We start from the raw sequence: 20,073 nt of genomic DNA on the forward strand, positions 1-20,073 counted from the left end.
CAATCAGCCTTCAAATTGCTTTCATTGCGTGTCGACGACGAAGTGAGTCCGCAAACCGGCGCGAACTCAGTCGGACCTTGAAGTGTTTTGAATTACGCTTCACCTCAACTCCGACGGTCTCCTAGTGCTCGTCATTGCCGCTCTCGCGCTCGTCTACATTCAGGCGCGCGCTTCATGGTGGCTTGCCTTCATGATCGTCTGGGTGGCGGCCGCGCATGTTAGCGGAGTAGCGGGTCCGGTGGCGACGGCAGCGCTCGCGATCGTCTTCGTCCTCCCCGCCCTCGTCCTCACGATCAAACCGCTGCGGCGTGCGTGGCTCACGAAGCCGGTATTCGACATCTTCCGCAGAATCCTGCCGGAGATGTCGCCGACCGAGCGCGACGCAGTCGAAGCCGGCACCGTCTGGTGGGACGCCGAACTATTCTCCGGACGCCCGCATTGGGACACGCTGCTCGGCTACGGCCCGGCCACGCTCTCCGCTGAGGAACAATCGTTTCTCGATGTCGAATGCGAGCATCTGTGCGATCTCGCGAACGACTGGGAAACCACCATGGTGTGGCAGGACCTGTCGCCGGAAACCTGGCAATACATCAAGGAACGCGGCTTTCTCGGCATGATCATTCCGAAGCAGTACGGCGGCAAGCAGTTCTCCGCTTACGCGCATTCGCAAGTCATCATGAAGCTCTCCACGCGCTGCTCGGCCGCAGCCGTTTCGGTGATGGTGCCGAACTCGCTCGGCCCCGCTGAGTTGCTGATGCATTACGGCACCGAAGAGCAGAAGAACCACTATCTGCCGCGCCTCGCTCGCGGCGACGATATTCCCTGCTTTGCGTTGACGAGCCCTTACGCGGGCTCAGATGCGGCAGCGATTCCCGACGTCGGCATCGTCTGCAAGGGCACGTTTGAAGGCCGCGAAACGCTGGGTTTTCGCGTTACGTGGGACAAGCGCTATATCACACTCGGACCGATCGCGACTGTGCTCGGCCTCGCGTTTCGCGCGCTCGATCCCGACCATCTGCTTGGCTCGAATGAAGAACCCGGCATCACTTGTGCGCTGATTCCGACCGACCATCCGGGCGTCAACATCGGCCGACGTCACTGGCCGCTGAATGCGGTGTTCCAGAACGGCCCGAACTCGGGCAAAGACGTCTTCATTCCACTCGACTGGGTGATCGGCGGCCGCGCGCAAGTCGGCAACGGCTGGCGCATGCTGATGGAATGTCTCGCGGCGGGCCGCGCGATTTCACTGCCGTCCTCGAATGTGGGGATGGCGAAGATCGCCGTGCGCGGCACCGGTGCCTATGCCGCGATTCGCCGTCAGTTCCGCACCGCCGTCGGCAAGTTCGAAGGCGTGCAGGAAGCGCTCGGCCGCATGGGCGGCAATCTCTACGTGATGGACGCCGCGCGCCGCCTGTCCGCGCATGCGGTGGACCTCGGCGAAAAGCCGTCGGTGATTTCGGCGATCGCGAAGTATCACATCACCGAACGCGCCCGCATGGTCATCAACGACGGCATGGACGTCGCCGCCGGCAAGGGCATCTGCATGGGGCCGTCGAACTTTCTCGCGCGCGCCTATCAGCAGGTGCCGATTGCGATCACCGTGGAAGGCGCGAACATTCTCACGCGTTGCCTGATCATCTTCGGTCAGGGCGCGATTCGCTGTCATCCGTATGTGCTGAAGGAAATGGCGGCCACGCGCGAAACGGATCGCACCAAGGCGCTGCGCGATTTCGATGCAGCCTTCTTCGGCCACGTCAGCTTCACGCTTTCCAATGTGGTGCGCAGTTTCGTTTATGGCGTCACGGGCGGCGCATTCATCGCCAAGCCACGCACGGCGTACGCGCCGCTGCTGTCGTACTACCGCGCGGCGACCCGTCTCTCGACGGCATTCGCGTTGCTCGCCGACGTCTCCATGTTCGTGCTCGGCGGTGATCTGAAACGGCGTGAACGCATTTCCGGGCGTCTGGGCGATGTGCTCTCGCAGCTCTACCTGATCTCCGCGACGCTCAAGCGTTTCGAAGACGAAGGCCGTCAGGAAGAAGATCTGCCGCTGGTGCGCTGGGGCGTCGAAGATTCGCTGTACAAGGCGCAACACGCGCTCGACGGCGTGCTCGCGAACTATCCGAACCGCCTCGCCGCGGGTCTCGTGCGCGTGCTGGCATTCCCATTCGGCCTGCCGTATCGCGAGCCGTCCGATCGTCTCGGCACCGAGATAGCGGAGCTGATGCAAACGCCGGGCGCGGCGCGCAACCGCCTCGTGTCCGACTCGTACGTGCCGCATCCGGATGTCGATGCGCTCGGCTACGGCGAGCTCGTGTTCGAGCTGAATCCGCGCTTCACGCAGATCGACCAGAAACTGCGTGAAGCGGTCGAGCAAGGTCTGCTCGATCCGATGCCGCAGAGCCTGCCGCAACTGGCCGCGTGGACCGAAGCGGCCCAGCTAAAAGGCCTGATCGATGCCGACGATCGCCGCGTGCTCGAAGACTACGCGCGATATGGCGCGCAAGTCGTGCAGGTCGACGACTTCCCGCCCGACTTCGACATGCTCGCCAACTTGCAAAAACGCAAGGACACGCTCGAAAAGACGCTGGAGTTCGCGGCGTGAGCGCCTTAAAAAAACATCCAGCCGGGGCACACTCAGATGCCCCAAACTGGGTGCACACTGACACACGTCCGACGTACCCTTGCGGGACTTCCTTCGGCGCGTGGCCAGCGGAGCAACGAAAAATATGAACGACTCTTACCTGAACTTCGTCAATTCGCCGTTCGGCGCGCGCCTCGCGCGCTCGTTAGGCTTACCGAAGCCTGAGGTACTGCGCCGCTATCGCGCGGACCAGCCCGAATTCGACGGCCTGATCGCGATCGGCGCGGGCCGCGAACCGCATCTGCTCGACGCGCTCGCGAATCTCGTGACGAGCGTCGGCATGACCAGCGTTGCGCATGAAAGCGCGGGGCTGTGGGTGCCGCTCGCGAATCGCCATGGTCTGATGACGGGACGTTTCGAACCCGCGGAGTCCGGTTCGCACGGCAAGCTCAGCGCCCTGCTGTTCGATGCGAGCGGTATCGAAGACAGCAGCCAGCTTGAACCAGTGCACGGATTCTTCCACGACACGTTGCGCTCGCTCGGCAAGTGCGGCCGCATCATCGTGCTGGGGCGGCCGCCGGAAGCCTGCGCGACCCCGCGCCAATGGACCGCCCAGCGTGCACTCGAAGGCCTCACGCGTTCGCTCGGCAAGGAAGCGCGGCGCGGTATTACCGCGAATCTCGTCTACGTGGAGCAAGGCGCCGAGGACGGCATCGAAGCGACGTTGCGATTCTTTCTATCGCCGCGCTCCGCGTACGTGTCGGGCCAGGTGGTGCGCATTGGCGTGCGTGCCGGCGCCGATGCCTTGCCGGCGTTCGACTGGAATCAGCCGCTCGCGGGTCGGCGTGCCATGGTCACCGGCGCCGCGCGCGGCATCGGCGCGTCGATTGCGAGCGTGCTCGCCGCCGAGGGCGCGCACGTCATCGGCATCGACATCCCGTCGGCGCGCGACGCGCTCGATTCGACCATGCGCCAGTTGAACGGCACCGCCCTCGCCTTCGACATCGCCGCGCCCGAAGCGCCCGCGCAGATCGCCGCGGCGCTCGACGAACAGGGCGTGGATATCGTCGTGCACAACGCCGGTATCACGAAGGACAAAACCATCGCGAAGATGACCGACGCCGCTTGGCAAAGCGTGATCGACATCAACCTGTCCGCGCAGGAACGGATCGACGACGCCCTGCTCGCGGCCGGCATCTTGCGCGACGGCGGCCGCATCATCGGCGTGTCGTCGATCAGCGGCATTGCCGGCAATCTCGGCCAGACCAATTACGCCGCATCAAAAGCCGGCGTGATCGGCCGGGTGCAAAGCATGGCTCCGCATCTGCGCGGGCGCGGCATCACGATCAACGCGGTCGCGCCCGGCTTTATCGAAACGCAGATGACTGCGAAGATTCCGCTGACCATCCGCGAGGCCGGCCGCCGGATGAATTCGATGAGCCAGGGAGGCCAGCCGGTGGACGTCGCACAGACCATCGCGTGGCTTGCGCATCCGGGATCGGCGGGCGTGAGCGGCCAGATCGTGCGCGTGTGCGGACAAAGCCTGATTGGAGCGTGAGCATGGGTGAGCCGGGTGATCCGTTCACGAGTGGTCAGCGAGCGAGCGCGGCCCGTCCGAAGACCGTCGTCATCGAGCAGTTGCCCGCGCCGGCGAAGCTGTATGGGCGCGCGTTGTCCGGCATCGTCAAACGCGGGCGCGACACGCACTTGCCGGCGCTGCGCCTCGTGCGCCCCGCCGTGGCCCTCGACCCCGGGCCGATCTGGCGTTATGCGCGGGTCTGCGGCTTCATCCCCGAGCACGGTGTGCCGCTCACGTATCCGCATCTGCTGGCCTTCCCGCTGCATCTGCTGATGCTGACCGACCCGGCGTTTCCCTGGCCGGCGCTCGGCCTCGTGCATCTGGCGAACCACGTGCGGCTGCGCCGGCCGCTCGCTTACAAGGACATGTTGCGTGTCGAGGTGGAATTCGGCGCGCTGCTGCGTCACGACAAGGGCCAGGCGTTCGTGCTGCATACCCGCATGTACCGCCGCGGCGAAGCAGTATGGGACGGTGACAGCATCTATCTGAAACGTGGCGTGCCGGCGAGCGGCAGTCCGCTCGATCCGCTGGAACTCGGGCACGATGCGCTGGAACGCATCTCGCGCTGGCAACTGGCGCCGCAACTGGGCCGCGACTACGCGAGCGTGTCCGGCGACTACAACCCGATTCACCTGACTGCGCTGTCCGCGAAGGCATTCGGTTTTCCGCGCGCCATTGCGCATGGCATGTGGACGCTGGCGCGCGCCGCCTCCGCGCTGCAACCGCCGAAACCGCTCGCCGAAGCCACGCTTTCCGCCGAATTCAAGCTGCCGATGCTGCTGCCGGGCGAAGCGTCGCTGTGGAGCGCGTCGCCCTCGCTGATCGAACGCGACATCGAGGTACGCGACATTGCTGGAGAAAAACCGCATTTGCGCGGCCGTATGCAGTGGAAGCTGCTTTGACGCACCCGCAGGCACCTTCATGTTTTCGTCACCGCATGGAATTGAAGCCGCCCGAAAATCGTTGTTGAGCTAACAGACACACCAACGCAAAGAAGCCTTACTCACCAATCGCATCATTCGCACCGTTCAATAACCAGGGAACGACCCAAAGGAGCCGAGCATGTCCAACCCGCAGCCCGCCGTGCGCCGCGTCGCCATTATCGGCGGCAACCGGATTCCGTTTGCCCGCTCGAACACCGCTTACGCGACCGCGTCGAATCAGGATATGCTGACCTTCACGCTGCAAGGCCTGATCGACCGCTACAACCTGCACGGCGAACGCCTGGGCGAAGTGGCAGCCGGCGCCGTCATCAAGCACTCGCGCGATTTCAACCTCACGCGCGAATCCGTGCTGTCCACCACGCTCGCGAGGGAAACGCCGGCCTACGACGTGCAGCAGGCCTGCGGCACCGGGCTGGAAGCGGCCATTCTCGTCGCCAACAAGATCGCCCTCGGGCAGATCGAGGTGGGTATCGCGGGCGGCGTCGATACGACATCCGATGCACCGATCGGCGTCAACGAGCGCATGCGCAAGATCCTGCTCGAAGCGAATCGTGGCAAGAGCACCGGCCAACGCGTCGGTGCGCTGGCCAAACTGCGGCCGGGCATGTTTTTCAAACCGCTTTTGCCGCGCAACGGCGAGCCGCGCACCGGGCTTTCGATGGGCGAGCATTGCGAGCTGATGGCCAAGCGCTGGAACATCTCGCGCGAAGCGCAGGACGTGCTCGCTTACGACAGCCACCGCAAGCTCACCGAGGCGTATGCGCGCGGCTTCGTCAACGATCTGATGACACCGTACCGTGGCCTTGCGCGCGACAACAATCTGCGTTCCGACCTGACGCTCGAAAAACTCTCCGGTCTGAAGCCAGTATTCGATCGCGACGCAGGCACGCTGACTGCCGGGAATTCGACACCGTTGACCGACGGCGCTTCCGCCGTGCTGCTCGCAAGCGAAGAATGGGCGGCCAAACATGGGCTGCCGGTGCTGGCATATCTGAGCTGGTCCGAAACCGCCGCCGTCGACTTTTTCGACAAGAAAGAAGGCCTGCTGATGGCGCCCGCTTATGCCGTGCCGCGCATGCTGGCGCGCGCCGGGCTCACCTTGCAGGACTTCGATCTATACGAGATTCACGAAGCCTTCGCCGCGCAGGTGTTGTGCACGCTAGCGGCGTGGCAGGATGACGAGTATTGCCGCACGCACCTCGGATTGCCGGGGCCGCTCGGCGCGATCGATCGGGCAAAATTGAATCTGAACGGCAGCTCGCTCGCCACCGGCCATCCGTTTGCCGCCACGGGTGGCCGCATTGTCGCCGGACTCGCGAAAATGCTCGCCCAACTCGACAAGCCGGCCGGCACCGCGCGCGGGCTGATCTCGATCTGCGCGGCGGGCGGCCAGGGCGTGGTGGCGATTTTGGAACGCACACAAACAGATGAAGCCCCTGCTTCAGGAGACGACCGATGACACAGTCCACGCAAGCCCCGCTCCCGTCCGACGCCGGATCCACACCCCTCGCGAATGCAGCGGACCAGGTACCCGGTCAGGCGGCGAATCACGCGCCCAACACCGACGGCATCTGGTACGCCTCGTATCCGGCAGACGTGCCGCATGAGATCGACGTCAACCAGTACGAATCGGTCGTGCAGTTCTTCGACGAATGCATCGCGCAGTTCCGCGAGCGCGTCGCGTATGTGAGCGTCGGCGCGAACATGACGTACGGCGAACTCGGCCGCAAGGCGGCTGCGTTCGCCGCGTATCTGCAGAGCATCGGCGTGAAGTCCGGCGAGCGCGTCGCGATCATGCTGCCGAACACGTTTCAGTATCCGGTGTCGCTGTTCGGTGTGCTCAAGGCGGGCGGCGTGGTGGTCAACGTCAATCCACTCTACACGGTGCGCGAGCTTGCGCATCAACTGAAGGACAGCGGTGCGCAAACCATCATCGTGTTCGAGAACTTCGCGAAGACCGTTGAAGACGCGCTGCCTGGCACCAAGGTGCAGAACGTCATCGTGACGGGTCTTGGCGATCTGCTCGCCGACGGTTTGAATCTGAAGGGACGTCTGCTCAATTTCATGCTGCGCCACGTGAAGAAGATGGTGCCGAAGTACAACCTGCCGAAAGCGGTGCCGCTGCTCGAAGCGCTCTCGATCGGTTACACGCGGCCGCTGACGCCGGTGCGCCCCACTCACCACGACGTCGCCTTCCTGCAATACACCGGGGGCACCACCGGCGTGGCCAAAGGCGCGATGCTCACGCACAGGAACATCATCGCCAACCTGTTGCAGGCGAAGGTGTGGTCCGAAGGCCAATTGAGCGGCGACATCGAAACGGTGCTCACGCCGCTGCCGCTTTATCACATCTACTCGCTGACCGTGAACGCGCTGATCTTCATGGGACTCGGCGGGCGCAATATTCTGATCGCCAATCCGCGCGACATGAAGCGCGTGATGATGATCATCCGTCACGAGAAATTCACGGGCATGACGGCGGTGAACACGCTCTACAAAGCGTTCCTTGACAACGAGGAGTTCTGCAAGCGCGACTTCTCGAACCTGAAACTCGCGATGGCCGGTGGCATGGCCACGCAGAAGTCGGTCGCCGATCGCTTCAAGGCGGTCACCGGCAAGCCGATCATCGAAGGCTATGGGCTGACCGAGTGCTCGCCGATCGTGTCGATGAATCCGGTGGACCTGACCAATCTGCGCGACTTCGAAGGCTCGATCGGTTTGCCCGCACCGTCCACGCAAGTGCGCTTCAAGAAAGACGACGGTACGTGGGCGAACATCGGCGAAGCCGGTGAACTGTGCGTGAAGGGGCCACAGGTGATGAAAGGCTACTGGAATCGCCCGGACGAAACCGCCAAGGTGATCGACGACGATGGCTGGCTCGCCACCGGCGACATCGGCGTGATGGATTCGCGCGGCTTCATCCGTCTGATCGATCGGAAGAAGGACATGATCCTGGTGTCGGGCTTCAACGTCTATCCGAACGAAGTCGAAGACGTGATCGCGGCGCTTCCGGACGTGCGCGAAGTCGCCGCAATCGGCGTGCCCGATGAAGCGCAAGGCGAACGGGTGAAGGTGTTCATCGTCAAGCGCAATCCGTCGTTGACCGCCGAACAGGTGATCGCCCACTGCCGCAAGAACCTCACGGGGTACAAGGTGCCGAAGCTCGTCGAGTTTCGCGACGAGCTGCCGCAAACCAACGTCGGCAAGATTCTGCGCCGCGCGCTGCGCGACGAGGAACTCGCGAAGCAAAAACCTGCCTGACAGGCACGGCGCTCGATACCGCGCCTGGCGCCAACTTTTCGGAGAGATTCATGAAGCACAGCATGTCCGCACGCTCACGCCGTTTGTGCCGATCCGGCCGAGTGAGTGGTTCGAACCGCTCGCCGGCCTTCATGTGCCTCGCCCGTTTTTCGTCGGGGACCGCAACATTGAGTGCGTCCCTGACCGCTTCATTACGTGCGGTTTCATCGCGGGGACTCCTGGTCGGCGCGCTGGTGGCCAGCGCTGCTGCGATGGCGACGCCGCCGGCGTTCGCGCAGAACGACGATGCGCCGCCCGCGCTCGATACCGCCAGCGCCGGCGCCGTGAAAGCGCCCACCACGCCGTCCTCGCAGGTCGGCAAGCTCACGCTCGATCAGCAGGTCAAGTGGCTGCGCGCCGCGCAACAAAGCGGCGCAATGGAGAAGCTCGACGACGCGCAACTGGTCGCCCTGTTCCAGTCGCTCGATCCGCTTGCGTTGCCGCGTTACATCAAGGAAGGGCCGAACGGTTACCCGTCGTACGAGTTCATCATGTCGCGCTCGGAACGCATTCACGGCCAGTGGCCCGACAAGCCCGATCACATGCTGGTGCGCATCGCCCACGATCCTCTGCGGATCTACGCCAAGTGGCTGCCCGACGGTGCGCACGCCGGTCAGGAAATCATCTACGACGAATCAAGACGCACCGACGAAATGTATGGCCACCTCGGCGGCATCATGAACGTGATGCCGCTGTGGACCTCGCTTAACGGCGCCCTCGCCCGTGCGCAATCGAACCACCAGGTGCGCGATCTCGGCACCGAGTACATTGCCAATCAGTACCTCTCCGAAGACAAGAAATACATCGAGGCCGGCTTGTCACACTCGACCCAGGTGGAAGTGAAAACGATCGACGGCGTGCGCGTGGTGGCCTTCACCTTCGAAACGCCGACCGGCCAGCCGCAGTTCTATGCGAAGAAAGAAACGCTCGGGCTGGATCTGCGGCATCCGTATTTCCGCACGGTCGAGTCATATAACAATGACGGCAAGATCTTCGAGAAGATCGTCTTCGAAAGCATCACGCCGAAAACCTTCGACGACTCGACCTTCGATCCGAAGAACAAGGCCTATAAGTTCTAGCGAACAAGGCGCGGTGTCAGCGCGAAGGCGACATGCGCGATGGGCCCCGCGCCCTGCTCGTAGCTGTGCTCGCCCATGTGGCCTACGCGGGTGGCCAGTTCCTTGAGCACGAAATAATCGGATGCGCGTATGAGGCCGATCAGCGACGCCGGTGATTGCGCGGGCGTTTGCCTGAGACGCGGCGCAAGTGTGGTGTACCAGAGCACGCCGATGTCGTCGCCAGTTTCGAAAACAGGCAGCTTCATGTGGGCGACGTAGTCGGCGAATGCGGGGCCGCCCGCGAGGGTGGAATCGATCACGGCGAGCGTGTCGTGGCGAGCGGCTGCATGCGCGAGCCACGGCCACGCACCACCTGCCGCGGTCGAAAGCCATGCTCCGGTCATCATGAAAGTGCGGCGGTCCATAGCCTGGTCACGCCATCAGGTCTCGAATGTCACTCACGGCATTTGCCTCCCTCACACTTCACATCCGTCACGTACCTCACGCGCCTCACGTATAACCCCGCCGGTCGCGCCACGCCGCCGGCCAGATCCCTTGCTTGCCCGGCGCGAGAATACCGTTCGGGTCGAGTGCGTCCTTGATCGTTTCCGAGAGCCGCAGCAACGCGCCGTCGTTGAAACTGTACTGCGCCGCGGCGAAATCCATATACGCGAGATGCGCGCGATATTCGCCGTAACCCGCCGCGCGCGCATCGCTCATCAGCGAACGCACTAACTCGCCGGCCTGCTCGACCTGATTCGCGTCGTTACGGTCGAAGATCGCCGCGAAGATGTGATGCAGATGACGCACGCCCGCCGTAAAACCGCCGTAGTAATCGAAGCCGTATTCCGCCGCGCGCGCCTTGACCATCGTGTATTGGCGCAGCGCGTCGCGCCCGGTCGCCGGGCACACCGGCGCGAAGTCCACATGCGCGCCCGCGCCGCCGCGCCAGTCGAGCATGCGGAACGCGCTCATCGCCGGGATGCCGGCCAGGTTGCGATCGCCGCCCGCGGTGGGTTGCGCATCGCCCGCATAGCGAGCGGCCAAAAGTTTCGCCTGCGGCACGCGGGCGAACGCGCGCTGCACAATCGCATAGCGCGCGTCGATCAATTCAGGCGTCCCGTACAGCGCGAAATGCAGATTCCAGCGGCCCACATTCAGCTTGTCGAGCATCGCCGCCACCGCGTTCTCGGGCATCGCGCCTTTGCCTTCGTACCACTGCTGACGTGCCGACAGTCCCGCGGCCCGGCGCAAACCGCCTTCGATCACCGCGTTATTGCGGATCGTTTCATCGAGCCGCAACGGCCGCAAGAGTTCGACGATCGCTTCGAGATCCGCTTCGTGCCGAAACTGGATTTCGCCGAGCAGATACGCGGGCGGCGCGGGCATCAGCCAGACACCGAGCTTGGTGACGATGCCGTAGTTCGACTGCATGAACATCGCGTCGAAGGAAGGCCCATAGCCCGGTTGATACAGTTGCCACGTGGTACCGATTTCGATTCCGCCCATCCCGGTACGCAGCACGTCGCCGTTGGCGAGCACCACTTCCATGCCGCACTGCGCCGCCGCGTGATCGCCGTACGCGGTATAGCCAAAGCCGCGCTCGAGCGTATTGCCGACCACGCTGCCCCAACCCGCCGCGGGCGGATCGACCCAGAGCTTGTAGCCTTTGTCGCGCAAATGCGTGTAGAGATCGAAGTAGCTGACGCCCGGTTCGACCAGCGCGTAGGCGAGTGTTTCGTTCACTTCGATGATGCGGTTCATTCGCTGCAGATCGAGCACCACCGAACCCGCCAGCCGCGGCGCGGCGCCACCGTACGCGAAGTTGCGTCCGGTCGAGACCGTCCACAATGGAATGCGAAATTGATTGGCAATCCGCAACACCGCGCGAATCTCGTCGACGGATGCGGGCAGCAACGCGGCGGACGCGGAGAACGCTTCGCGCTCGCCGGGCGCGAACGGATCGAGATACGCGGCGAGCCCCGCCGCCGAGACTATCACCTGCGGCTCGCCGACGATCGAGCGCCAGCCGGCGAGCGCCCGATCGAACCCGGCGGCGGAAACTTTCGGCGGCAAGCTGCGCGTCAAGGTGTCTCCTTTGCGGCCACACGTGCGGGCGACGGCAAGCTAGCGGTGCATCCCCCCGCCGCTACCGGCGCCGTGCGACATGCCGCTCCATATGTGAGTCGACCCGCCGCCATGCCAGTTGCCGTGTGCACCCATTCCATGTGATCCGTGTCCATCACGCACGTGGTCCATGTGATGAAAATGATGGAAGCGGTCGACGAATACAACCGACACGCCAGCACCAAATATCACCGGCGGCCCCCAGTACCATTGATCGTAATAATACGCCGGTGCCGCTCCGAAGACCTGCACCGCGCCATCGTCTTCGACGATCTGCCAGCTGCCGTCCGGCTGCAAGCATGCACGGCCGGTAATCTGCTGCATGACGCCGTCAATTTCCGCTTGACCCACGACTAAGCGGCACGTCGAAGTGTCGTTCAACGGCGCATTCGCGTCCGATTGCGCCTCGACCGGCGCCGCGCAAGCGGTGCACAGGCACAGACACGCTACGCCGGAACACAGCCCCGTGCCGAACTGATGAAAAGTAAACATGATTTCGCTGCCTCGACGCGCCGGTGTTGCGACTTGCAAAAAGCGTGTCGCCACCGTAAAGACCCCGTCGGTTCGCCTCGCACGAGACCGTGCCGTCCCGGCGCGCATGCAGGGCGGGACAGCACGATCCTGCAGCAAGTAAACGAAACGCTGCGCGACGCTATTCCGACGGCGCGCGCGAGTGCAAGGCGTTTCTGTTACAGGGTGTTGCAGCGAGATCTTATGGGCGGCGTTTTGGCTGCCCAGGTGCTTTCCGTGCTTTCCGCGCTACTGCCAGGTCTCCGGTTTGCCGCCGAGCGCGCTGCACACCTCGATGGCAATCGAGCGCAGCTTGTCTTCCGCAATCGGCCCGGACAACGCGTAGCCCATGCGGTCGCTGACCCAGTAGAAAGTCCGGCGGTTACCGTCGCGGAACAGGCGGAACGCGGTTTCGTCGCGAGAGATCCCCGTGATGTACAGCGTGAGCCGCGCGCCGCTGCGATTCTCGTACATGAACTGCGCGGCCGGTCCCGCTTCGCCGGGCAACAAACGTCCACCCACCAGCGAGTAGCCGTACTCCTGCAACGACGGCACTGAAAGCGGCCGGTTCAGGCGCTTGGACAGCCAGGTGATCAGATGCTCTTCCTCGCTCGCGGCCACTTCGACTGGATGACGCCGCTCAGGTGTGTACACCGCATAGGCGATGTCGGCGCGCTCGGCAAAGCTCGGCGGCTGGCCGCCCAGACCATTCCACGCGCCGCCCGTCAGACGCGGCGCGAGCGGCCCCAGAGCGAGCGCGAGACCCGCGCCGGCCGCGAGCCAGCACGCCGCGAGGCCGACGCGTTGCCACCACGGCGCCGGCCGCCGCACCACGATGAAGGCCGGTTCGTCGGCGTCGCTCTGGCCCATCCCCCCGACGCTCCCGCTGTGCTCGTCGCGCTCGCGGTTGCGCTGTGATGCCCCGCACAGCGCCTGCAGCGCCGCTTTCTGCGCGCGCCACGCGGCCACTCTCGCAGCAGCCTGCGGCTGCTGCGGCAGTTGGGCCTCGATCGCGGCGCGCTCGACAGGCGGCAACTCGCCGTCGACAAACGCCGACAGCGCTCGCAAATCGAGCCCCTCAGGCAGGTTAGTATCGTGGTCGTTGTTCATCACGGATTTCTCACTACTTTCAGCGGCGGGACTTTAAGCGCCAACCCCACGGCGCCCCCTTCAACCGGCCCCTCCGTCATCAGCACGCGCATGTGTTCCCGCGCGCGCGACAGCCGCGACATCACCGTGCCGATCGGTACTCCGAGCGCCTTCGACGCTTCCTGATAAGACAGTTCCTCCACGCAAACGAGCAGCAGCACTTCCCGTTGCTCGACCGGCAGGCAATACAGCGCGCGCTGCAGATCGCGCAACACGAGACCGTCGACTTCGCCATGCGGCGCTTCGAGATTGCGCCACGGAGCGCTTTCGTCGTCGACGGCAATCTCGCGACGGCCGCGCAACTGATCGATGTAAAGATGCCGCAGGATCGTCAGGAGCCACGCCCGCAGGTTGCTGTTCGGACGAAACGCCGCCCAGCGCGCAAGCGCGCGCTCCGCCGTATCCTGCACGAGGTCGTCGGCCCAGGCGCGGTCGCCCGTCAGTGCGCGCGCATACCGGCGCAACTGCGGGAGCCACGAAATCACTTCCGCTTCGAAACTCACCTGGCGTGGCAACGCTCAGTAGCCGCCGCCGCTGCCGCCTGTGTTACCACTGGTGCCCGAGGCGCCGTTGTCAGTCGCGGAGGTGCAGGCGCTCGTTGCGAGCGAGCCTAGCGCAAGCGCCACCAGCACGAACGCGGCGGAAAGAATCCTCGATACTTTCATGGTAAGTCTCCTGATGAGCGTCCGGCCGGTGCCTGCGAGCCGGGGATCCGATCGGCCGCGTGCGATATGCAGCGCCGCCATGTCTGAATTAACGTGAGTGGGCCGTGATTTATTCCACGCGGGGCAGCGGCAGGCACCCTCTTTTTACGCCATCCCCGGCGGGTTCGCTCGAACGTGGCTGAAGAAGACGCTATTCGTCCGCAGATTCGTAACTCAACGTTACAGTGAATAGTTATCAGATGCTTATGTGCGCGCAAGCCGTTATAGTGGACGCAGTTCGGCCGCCGACGCGTTCCGCCCCCACACAGGGTAGAATCGCGGCGAACAACCGTCTTACTAACCTGAATTGTCCATGGCTTCCGCAGAATCGCATCCGCAAAACGACTTCATGAACGCTGCGCGCAAAGAACGAAAGCGCGTTGAGATCTACCTTGTCAACGGCATTCGCCTGACCGGGTGCATCGAGTCGTTCGATCAGTATCTGGTGATGCTGCGCACGCCTGTCGGCCTGCAAGGCATCTACAAGCGCGCCATCTCGACGATCCAGCTCGACACCGGCACGCGTCCGGCGCCGCGCGCCGGAAGGCCTTCGCACGGTGAGCACACCACGCGTGGCCCGCACGGCTCGCGTGAACCGCGCGACCATCGCGAGTCGCGCGAACCGCGCGAGTCGTACGGCGCGCCGGCCTCGGATCGCCCTGCGTCCGATCGTAGCAGCAGCACGTCCGAGGGTCCGGTGGTCGTAACACGCCGCCGGCGTTTGTTCGGCACGGGCGGCGGCGACGGCGGCAACCATGGCAGCGGCAATCATGGTGGCAACGGTGGTAATGGTGGCAACGGTGGTAATGGTGGTAACGGTGGCACCAGCAGCGGCGGCAACGAATAAACCGCCGCCGCAGCGGCCGGCTACTCCGACGGATAGCCGAGCCGCTGCAAAATCTTCTCCAGTCTCATCACCTGCAAGTCCGTCAGCTCGAATCCGCATTTGACCGCCAGCACGCGGCGCCGCCAGTACCGGGCGTCCAGCATGCGCAGCGCCGGTTGCCGTGTCGCCCAATCCAGATGTTCCAGTTCGGCTTCTACCACGTGTGATGCGTTGAAGCGCTGCGCGCGCGCAGGGTTTGTTCGGTCCATGTCGTTCGCTGCCTTGTTGTTCGCTACTTTTGTTTACTCCCCTCCCGAGCTGGATGTTGCCCGTTCACGGTGTGCCGTGCGGTGTGCCGTGTGGTCTGCCGATCGGTGCGGCCGGCGGATGCTTTTGTTGTCAGGCGACATTCGGAAAACGACTTGATGCGGGATGGTTTTAATTTTTGCTTTTTTCCCGGTGTTTTCTGATCTGGTTTTTGGGGTTTGAAGGAAATGCTTACGGTGCGAGTGCCCTGGTCGTTCGGCCGATGCTCGCGCGGGCCCGCTTTGCACTATGCTGAATTGTTGACTTTCTTCTTCTAACGGAGCACGTCATGAGCAAGCAGAAGCAACAGGCACCTCACCATAAGGAAACGGCGCAGCCCGCTGAGTCCGCAGATAGCCGCCTCGACGAGGCTCTTGAAGAAAGCTTTCCTGCCAGTGATCCGATCGCAGTCGATATGACGGATCCGCATCACTCACCAGTGGAAGAGGCGCCTTCGGCGGGGAAGAAACGGCATTAGATGTGTGCCTTTTTGCCTTGCGCAGCGGCATTTGTCGGTGCGCTTCTGGCGTTGGCCTTTCCTTGAATTCTATTGGTCTATTAGCGTCGCCCCTGTGCGGGGCAGGCACTTACTTTCTTTGCCGCCGCAAAGAAAGATAAGCAAAGAAAGCGGCTTCACACCGCTAATTCTTAAGCGGGTCCCTCGCACAGTTGCGGTAGTGGAGCATCTGGAATCCGTGTCCTCGCACCTTCCGCGCTAGTGACAAGGCCGTCATACTTCCGGCGGCGCTGCGCGCGTCGAAACGTAATTCTCTTAAAACCAACTACTACGTTTTCGCACTCGCATTTTGCTCAGCACCGCGGCTCGCCGTAGCATTGCCATTGCCATTGCCATTGCCATTGCCATTGCCATTGCCATTGCCATTGCTACATCCCGGTGTTTAATTCGAACTGCGAGTTCGCGCTTTCATTCGCTGGTGGCACTTGTCCTTTGAATGCTTGGGCGCTTCGCCGAGGCGAAGCCGAGGGCTCTTGTTGCGCCACATCGGCTCCGCTTAAGGAGTGTGCTCATGCTGCTGCACAATCCCGGCCCGGTGACGCTCACCGAACGCGTCCGCATCAGCCTGTTGCAAACGGATCTGTGCCACCGCGAAAGCGAATTTTTCGACTTGCAGGAAGAGGCGCGCACAAGTCTGGTCGATCTGTACGGCCTCGACGCAAACGAATGGCAAGCGGTCTTGATGACCGGTTCCGGCACGGCGGCTGTTGAAAGCATGACCGCCGCACTGGTGCCGCAAAACGGCAAGCTGCTGGTCGTGGAAAACGGCGTGTACGGCGAGCGTATTTCGCAGATCGCCACGCAATACGGCATCGCGCATGAGTCGCTGAAACACGACTGGATGCAGGCGCCGGATCTCGCGAAAATCGCCGAACGCCTCGACGCGGAGAAAGCGTTCACGCACGTCGCGGTGATTCATCACGAAACAACGACAGGCCGTCTGAACGATCTGCAGGCGCTCGGCGCGCTGTGCTGCGAACGTGGTCTGCGTTTGCTGGTGGATGGCGTGAGCAGCTTCGGCGCGGAAGCGATCGATTTCACCGACGCCAGCCTCGACGCTGTCGCGGCGACCGCGAACAAGTGTCTGCATGGCGTGCCTGGCGCGTCGTTCGTGCTGGTGCGGCGCTCGCGCAGGCGGCGAGCCGCACGTATTACCTGGACCTCGGGCGCCTCGCGCGTTTGCAGGATCAGCGCAATACGCCGTTCACGCCTTCGGTTCATGCGTACTACGCGCTGATCGAAGCACTCGCGAACTCGCCGGCGAGGGCGGTTGGGGTGCGCGCCACGCGCGCCACGCGCGTTACGCAGCGCTCGCCGAGCAGGCGCGCACGGGCCTGGCCGAGCGGGGCGTCGGCAGTGTGTTGCCGCCGGAGCACTCGTCGGTGGTGCTGCGCGCGTATCGCCTGCCGGACGGCGTGTCGTATCCGCAACTGCACGACGCGCTGAAGGCGTGTGGTTTCGTCACCTATGCCGGTCAGGGCGGGTTGTCAGCCGAACTGTTCCGCATCTCGACGATGGGCAACATCCACGCCGCCGACATCGACCGTCTCCTGCAAGGCTTTACCGAGCTGACGCGCTAAAGCACGCGTTTATTCGCGCGTCCGGTAAAAATCCGGCAACGATCCGGCAACGATCCGGTAACAAGCGCACGGCGGCGTCACACCGGGTCTTTGTCCGGCGGTCCCTCGGGCCGCTGCGGCTCCTCGGTGTGATGACCCGGCGACGGCGGCACTAGCGGATCGGCTTCCGGGTCCCGGTTCGGATCGGCATTCGGATCGGGAATCGGGCTGGTATGCATGTCGTAGCTCATTGCATCACCTTTTAGTTGAGACGCGAACTGAAAGCGGGCGATACGGCCGCTGGCGGTCGAATCCACCTACACGCTGGCCGTTTCCTTTTAGCGTAGGCGATCCAGCACGCCGCGCGCCCCTTACTTTTTCCTGCGACGGCCCACGCTCAATTGCCAGTAGCGCTCGGCGGCGAAAACGTCGTCGTAATTGCCCGCGCCGAAAGCGCGCAACTGGCTTTCGTAGGCGTTGACCGCTTCGCGTTTGAGCTGGGTGCGGCGCGCGAGATCAATAGTATGGCTCGCGCTCGGATAGGCGGGTGTGGCGACGATGCCGCGTTGCGCGAGGTCGGCGAGGCGCGCCTGCACGACACCGGGTGTGCAGCGGTGAATCGCGTCCTCATAGGCGAACCACGTGAGATGCGACAGGCGCGGCAAGATTTCGCAGCAGGCTTCGAACACCCGTACGTGATCCTCGTGATGCAGGCCGAGCGGCATCAGCAGCGTGTTCGCGGTCGTGCGGTAGATGGTCTCTTCAAGCGCCGCGGCTAATCTGGCGATCGACGGCGAGTCCATGTATTGGTCTTCGCGAAACGGCATGCGCAGTGGAATCGCGTCGAGCACCTCTAGCGCGAGGTTGTCTTCGAGCGTGCGGGCGTGGATCGCCTGATGGGCGCTCGTGAAACCCGACTTTTCATCCCATTCGGTATGCATCTCCTGCTCGGGCGGCGCGGCAAACACCGTGCAGACCGCGGCGTCTGGATGGGCGGCGAGTAATGCGCCGCAACTGAAGACGGCGTCGTCGAAATGGGGCGAGACGATGAAAAGGCGTGGGCTGGTTTCACTCATGGGGCATGTGGTGGTTTCGAAACGCGCGAGGCCGCATTTGACGCTTCAATGTTGCGGAATTGGCGGCGTCACATCAGCTTAGGCGGAATTGGCGCGGCTTGTGTAATCGTTGTGATCGGCGCAAACCGTGTGCCTGGCTGGGCCGGTTCTGCCGTGGCTTCCCGCAGAGGTTCACCTTTGGCGGGTGCGCTGCCGTGCTTGCATCGCGCACTCGCAACCGCTCAGATATGAGCGGTTAGCCTGATTAATCACTCACCTGTGAGCGGTTACGTTTTTGCTCCTGCTGGCTACGCGCTATCGCCCGCCATTGTCCGCCAGCGCCGCTGCGCGGCCGAACGCCGCCGCAATGGTCGCCACGATGTCGTCGCGCAACCTGGCGTCGGCCATTCCTAGCGCATACGACGGATGCCAGGCCGGCACGATCAGGCGTCCGTCGTGGGCGATGGTTTGACCGAGGTATTCGGACAGATTGACGTGCGCGCCGGTCAGCGCTTTCAGTGCGGTCGCGCCGAGCGTGACGATGACGCGCGGCGTGATCCGCGTCAGTTCTTTTTCCAGCCAGTACTGGCAAGCCTCGACTTCGCGCCGCGCGGGCGTGCGGTGAACGCGCTGCTGGTCAAGCGTTTCCCATTTGTAATGCTTGACGGCATAAGTCAGATACAGCGCCTCCCGTTTCAGACCGGCGCGCGCAAGCACGGCGTCCAGCAGTTGACCGGCTGGGCCGGTGAACGGCTCGCCGTGCTGGTTCTCGTACTCGCCAGGCTGTTCGCCGACCACCATGATCGCCGCTTGTGCGGGCCCGGCGCCCGCAACCGCCTGTTTCGCGTTTCGCCATAACGCGCAGCGCCGGCAGGTGGCGAGCGGGCCAGTGGGCTCCTGCAAGGGCGGCGTCATTGCCGAAAACTCGACCGGTGGCGCGGGAGAAACGGTGACGGCGGCGCTTTGCGCTCCGAGACGGCTGCGCTCGCGAGCAAGGCGTGCGGGCAGCGGTCGACCCGCGGGCGGCATTCTCCAGTAGCGCAGCGGCACGGACGACGGCTCGCCATTGAAGGCGCTGGCGTAGTACGCGAGCCAGAGCGCCTCCGTGGGCGTGCTGGTGATGGCTTCGCCGGTCATGGTGCTGGCCGGTAACGCGTGCGCGGCTTGCTCGCGTTCCCCCGCTGCCGGCCGGCCGATGCGCAGCAGCATGCCGTTCCAGAACGACGCGCCGTGCGGCGTGGCCAGCATCCACGTGGAATCGCCCATGCGAGCGGCGAACAGCGCGGCGGCACGCTCCAGCAAGTCATGATGCGGCTCATACCAGCCGACGAATTCGGGTGGCCCCATCGACGGATCACGCCGTCTGAACAGCGTAAGTGTCACCAGATCCTCGGTTTCGTGTTCAATAGCCTGGATGCGTTGATCCAGCAGCGAGCCGTCGGGGTCGTTCAGATCGAGGACGTCGCGCTCGCCGCGGGTCCAGCGCCATAGGACGCGGTACAGCAGCGCCCAGCGGTCCGGCGCGCGGAAGCACGCAGCCGTTTTCAGCCAGGAGAGCAGTTCGCGGGGAATCGCGGGAGCGGACAGGACTGGGGCAGGGCCAGTAGCGATTCCTGTTTCGGAGGCACCTACAGTGGCGAGCGCGGATTCAGTAGCCAGCGTGTTTGGAGCCGCCGCTTCACCTTCAGACTCAACCCACTCGATCTGCGCCGGCTCGACACCTTGCCGCAGCAGCGCCCGCGCGGCGCGCCGCCATACGGCGAAAGACGGTTCGATCGGAATGCGTTTCATGCTGACGCGCCGTGGATACGCACATCGTGATGCGCGTACCTATGCGGCCAAAATACTGTATAGA

18 protein-coding genes and 1 pseudogene are annotated in these 20,073 nt (G+C 63.7%); 9 read left to right on the forward strand and 10 right to left on the reverse strand.

Features of this window, described 5'->3' with window-relative positions; genetic code table 11:
- Positions 1–124 precede the first annotated feature (124 nt).
- From GNZ13_RS32755 to GNZ13_RS32780, 6 genes are all read left to right on the forward strand, one after another.
- Complete coding sequence (locus GNZ13_RS32755) at positions 125–2,605, forward strand: acyl-CoA dehydrogenase (RefSeq protein WP_172172320.1); 2,481 nt, start codon at positions 125–127, stop codon at positions 2,603–2,605.
- 124 nt (positions 2,606–2,729) lie between these two features.
- Entirely contained in the window at positions 2,730–4,142 is a 1,413-nt protein-coding gene (locus GNZ13_RS32760; RefSeq protein WP_172172322.1) for a 3-oxoacyl-ACP reductase, read from the forward strand.
- Between the two features lie 2 nt (positions 4,143–4,144).
- On the forward strand, positions 4,145–5,065 hold the full coding sequence (locus GNZ13_RS32765) for a MaoC/PaaZ C-terminal domain-containing protein (protein ID WP_172172324.1): 921 nt from the start codon (positions 4,145–4,147) through the stop codon (positions 5,063–5,065).
- Between the two features lie 160 nt (positions 5,066–5,225).
- A complete protein-coding gene (locus GNZ13_RS32770) occupies positions 5,226–6,566 on the forward strand; it encodes an acetyl-CoA C-acetyltransferase (protein ID WP_172172326.1) in 1,341 nt (446 codons plus the stop codon).
- On the forward strand, positions 6,563–8,368 hold the full coding sequence (locus GNZ13_RS32775; protein ID WP_172172328.1) for an AMP-binding protein: 1,806 nt from the start codon (positions 6,563–6,565) through the stop codon (positions 8,366–8,368). Before GNZ13_RS32770 ends, GNZ13_RS32775 begins: the two co-directional genes overlap by 4 nt.
- A gap of 251 nt (positions 8,369–8,619) precedes the next feature.
- Positions 8,620–9,486 carry a DUF1571 domain-containing protein gene (locus GNZ13_RS32780; RefSeq protein WP_236002301.1) on the forward strand — a complete coding sequence of 289 codons (867 nt, stop codon included), beginning with the start codon at positions 8,620–8,622 and terminating at the stop codon, positions 9,484–9,486.
- Here GNZ13_RS32780 and GNZ13_RS32785 read toward each other — a convergent pair.
- The 6 genes from GNZ13_RS32785 to GNZ13_RS32810 all read right to left on the reverse strand — a co-directional run bounded on the left by GNZ13_RS32785 (position 9,483) and on the right by GNZ13_RS32810 (position 13,916).
- Positions 9,483–9,890 carry a hypothetical protein gene (locus tag GNZ13_RS32785; protein ID WP_172172330.1) on the reverse strand — a complete coding sequence of 136 codons (408 nt, stop codon included), beginning with the start codon at positions 9,888–9,890 and terminating at the stop codon, positions 9,483–9,485. The genes GNZ13_RS32780 and GNZ13_RS32785 overlap by 4 nt on opposite strands.
- Before the next feature lie 85 nt (positions 9,891–9,975).
- Complete coding sequence (locus tag GNZ13_RS32790; RefSeq protein WP_172172332.1) at positions 9,976–11,553, reverse strand: FAD-binding oxidoreductase; 1,578 nt, start codon at positions 11,551–11,553, stop codon at positions 9,976–9,978.
- 39 nt (positions 11,554–11,592) lie between these two features.
- The gene (locus tag GNZ13_RS32795) at positions 11,593–12,084 is read right to left on the reverse strand and encodes a hypothetical protein (RefSeq protein WP_172172334.1); all 492 of its coding nucleotides are present in this window, start codon (positions 12,082–12,084) and stop codon (positions 11,593–11,595) included.
- A 267-nt stretch (positions 12,085–12,351) separates the two neighbouring features.
- Entirely contained in the window at positions 12,352–13,212 is an 861-nt protein-coding gene (locus GNZ13_RS32800) for an anti-sigma factor family protein (RefSeq protein WP_172172336.1), read from the reverse strand.
- Positions 13,212–13,754 carry an RNA polymerase sigma factor gene (locus GNZ13_RS32805; protein ID WP_172172338.1) on the reverse strand — a complete coding sequence of 181 codons (543 nt, stop codon included), beginning with the start codon at positions 13,752–13,754 and terminating at the stop codon, positions 13,212–13,214. Before GNZ13_RS32805 ends, GNZ13_RS32800 begins: the two co-directional genes overlap by 1 nt.
- 15 nt (positions 13,755–13,769) lie before the next feature.
- On the reverse strand, positions 13,770–13,916 hold the full coding sequence (locus GNZ13_RS32810; protein WP_172172340.1) for a hypothetical protein: 147 nt from the start codon (positions 13,914–13,916) through the stop codon (positions 13,770–13,772).
- Positions 13,917–14,268: 352 nt separating this feature from the next.
- Between GNZ13_RS32810 and hfq the strand changes: the two genes are divergently transcribed.
- Positions 14,269–14,802: an RNA chaperone Hfq gene (gene hfq, locus GNZ13_RS32815; protein WP_172172342.1), complete on the forward strand. Its 534-nt coding sequence runs from the start codon at positions 14,269–14,271 to the stop codon at positions 14,800–14,802.
- Positions 14,803–14,822: 20 nt separating this feature from the next.
- On the opposite strand, the gene GNZ13_RS32820 is transcribed toward hfq, so the two are convergent.
- Positions 14,823–15,050: a hypothetical protein gene (locus tag GNZ13_RS32820; RefSeq protein ID WP_172172344.1), complete on the reverse strand. Its 228-nt coding sequence runs from the start codon at positions 15,048–15,050 to the stop codon at positions 14,823–14,825.
- Positions 15,051–15,376: 326 nt separating this feature from the next.
- Here GNZ13_RS32820 and GNZ13_RS32825 point away from each other — a divergent pair, with 326 nt between their 5' ends.
- On the forward strand, positions 15,377–15,565 hold the full coding sequence (locus GNZ13_RS32825; RefSeq protein ID WP_172172346.1) for a hypothetical protein: 189 nt from the start codon (positions 15,377–15,379) through the stop codon (positions 15,563–15,565).
- A 550-nt stretch (positions 15,566–16,115) separates the two neighbouring features.
- A pseudogene (locus GNZ13_RS32830) lies at positions 16,116–17,184 on the forward strand (2-aminoethylphosphonate aminotransferase).
- A 77-nt stretch (positions 17,185–17,261) separates the two neighbouring features.
- Here the strand turns inward: GNZ13_RS32830 and GNZ13_RS32835 are convergent.
- From GNZ13_RS32835 to GNZ13_RS32845, 3 genes are all read right to left on the reverse strand, one after another.
- Positions 17,262–17,414 carry a hypothetical protein gene (locus GNZ13_RS32835; protein ID WP_172165674.1) on the reverse strand — a complete coding sequence of 51 codons (153 nt, stop codon included), beginning with the start codon at positions 17,412–17,414 and terminating at the stop codon, positions 17,262–17,264.
- A 120-nt stretch (positions 17,415–17,534) separates the two neighbouring features.
- Positions 17,535–18,239: a PIG-L family deacetylase gene (locus GNZ13_RS32840; protein ID WP_172165672.1), complete on the reverse strand. Its 705-nt coding sequence runs from the start codon at positions 18,237–18,239 to the stop codon at positions 17,535–17,537.
- A gap of 294 nt (positions 18,240–18,533) precedes the next feature.
- Positions 18,534–20,009, reverse strand: coding sequence for a UdgX family uracil-DNA binding protein (locus GNZ13_RS32845; protein ID WP_172165670.1), 1,476 nt, complete (start codon positions 20,007–20,009; stop codon positions 18,534–18,536).
- Between the last annotated feature and the right edge of the window lie 64 nt (positions 20,010–20,073).

This window comes from Paraburkholderia elongata (genome assembly GCF_013177735.1).
Taxonomy (GTDB): Bacteria; Pseudomonadota; Gammaproteobacteria; order Burkholderiales; family Burkholderiaceae; genus Paraburkholderia; species Paraburkholderia elongata.

Excerpts from the sequence above, each read along its gene's own strand:
- GNZ13_RS32775 (WP_172172328.1), top strand. The coding sequence starts at position 6,563 with ATGACACAGTCCACGCAAGCCCCGCTCCCGTCCGACGCCGGATCCACA.
- GNZ13_RS32820 (WP_172172344.1), bottom strand. The coding sequence starts at position 15,050 with ATGGACCGAACAAACCCTGCGCGCGCGCAGCGCTTCAACGCATCACAC.
- GNZ13_RS32845 (WP_172165670.1), bottom strand. The coding sequence starts at position 20,009 with ATGAAACGCATTCCGATCGAACCGTCTTTCGCCGTATGGCGGCGCGCC.
- GNZ13_RS32800 (WP_172172336.1), bottom strand. The coding sequence starts at position 13,212 with ATGAACAACGACCACGATACTAACCTGCCTGAGGGGCTCGATTTGCGA.
- GNZ13_RS32825 (WP_172172346.1), top strand. The coding sequence starts at position 15,377 with ATGAGCAAGCAGAAGCAACAGGCACCTCACCATAAGGAAACGGCGCAG.
- GNZ13_RS32795 (WP_172172334.1), bottom strand. The coding sequence starts at position 12,084 with ATGTTTACTTTTCATCAGTTCGGCACGGGGCTGTGTTCCGGCGTAGCG.
- GNZ13_RS32840 (WP_172165672.1), bottom strand. The coding sequence starts at position 18,239 with ATGAGTGAAACCAGCCCACGCCTTTTCATCGTCTCGCCCCATTTCGAC.
- GNZ13_RS32785 (WP_172172330.1), bottom strand. The coding sequence starts at position 9,890 with ATGGACCGCCGCACTTTCATGATGACCGGAGCATGGCTTTCGACCGCG.
- GNZ13_RS32770 (WP_172172326.1), top strand. The coding sequence starts at position 5,226 with ATGTCCAACCCGCAGCCCGCCGTGCGCCGCGTCGCCATTATCGGCGGC.
- GNZ13_RS32780 (WP_236002301.1), top strand. The coding sequence starts at position 8,620 with ATGGCGACGCCGCCGGCGTTCGCGCAGAACGACGATGCGCCGCCCGCG.
- GNZ13_RS32765 (WP_172172324.1), top strand. The coding sequence starts at position 4,145 with ATGGGTGAGCCGGGTGATCCGTTCACGAGTGGTCAGCGAGCGAGCGCG.
- hfq (WP_172172342.1), top strand. The coding sequence starts at position 14,269 with ATGGCTTCCGCAGAATCGCATCCGCAAAACGACTTCATGAACGCTGCG.
- GNZ13_RS32810 (WP_172172340.1), bottom strand. The coding sequence starts at position 13,916 with ATGAAAGTATCGAGGATTCTTTCCGCCGCGTTCGTGCTGGTGGCGCTT.
- GNZ13_RS32760 (WP_172172322.1), top strand. The coding sequence starts at position 2,730 with ATGAACGACTCTTACCTGAACTTCGTCAATTCGCCGTTCGGCGCGCGC.
- GNZ13_RS32835 (WP_172165674.1), bottom strand. The coding sequence starts at position 17,414 with ATGAGCTACGACATGCATACCAGCCCGATTCCCGATCCGAATGCCGAT.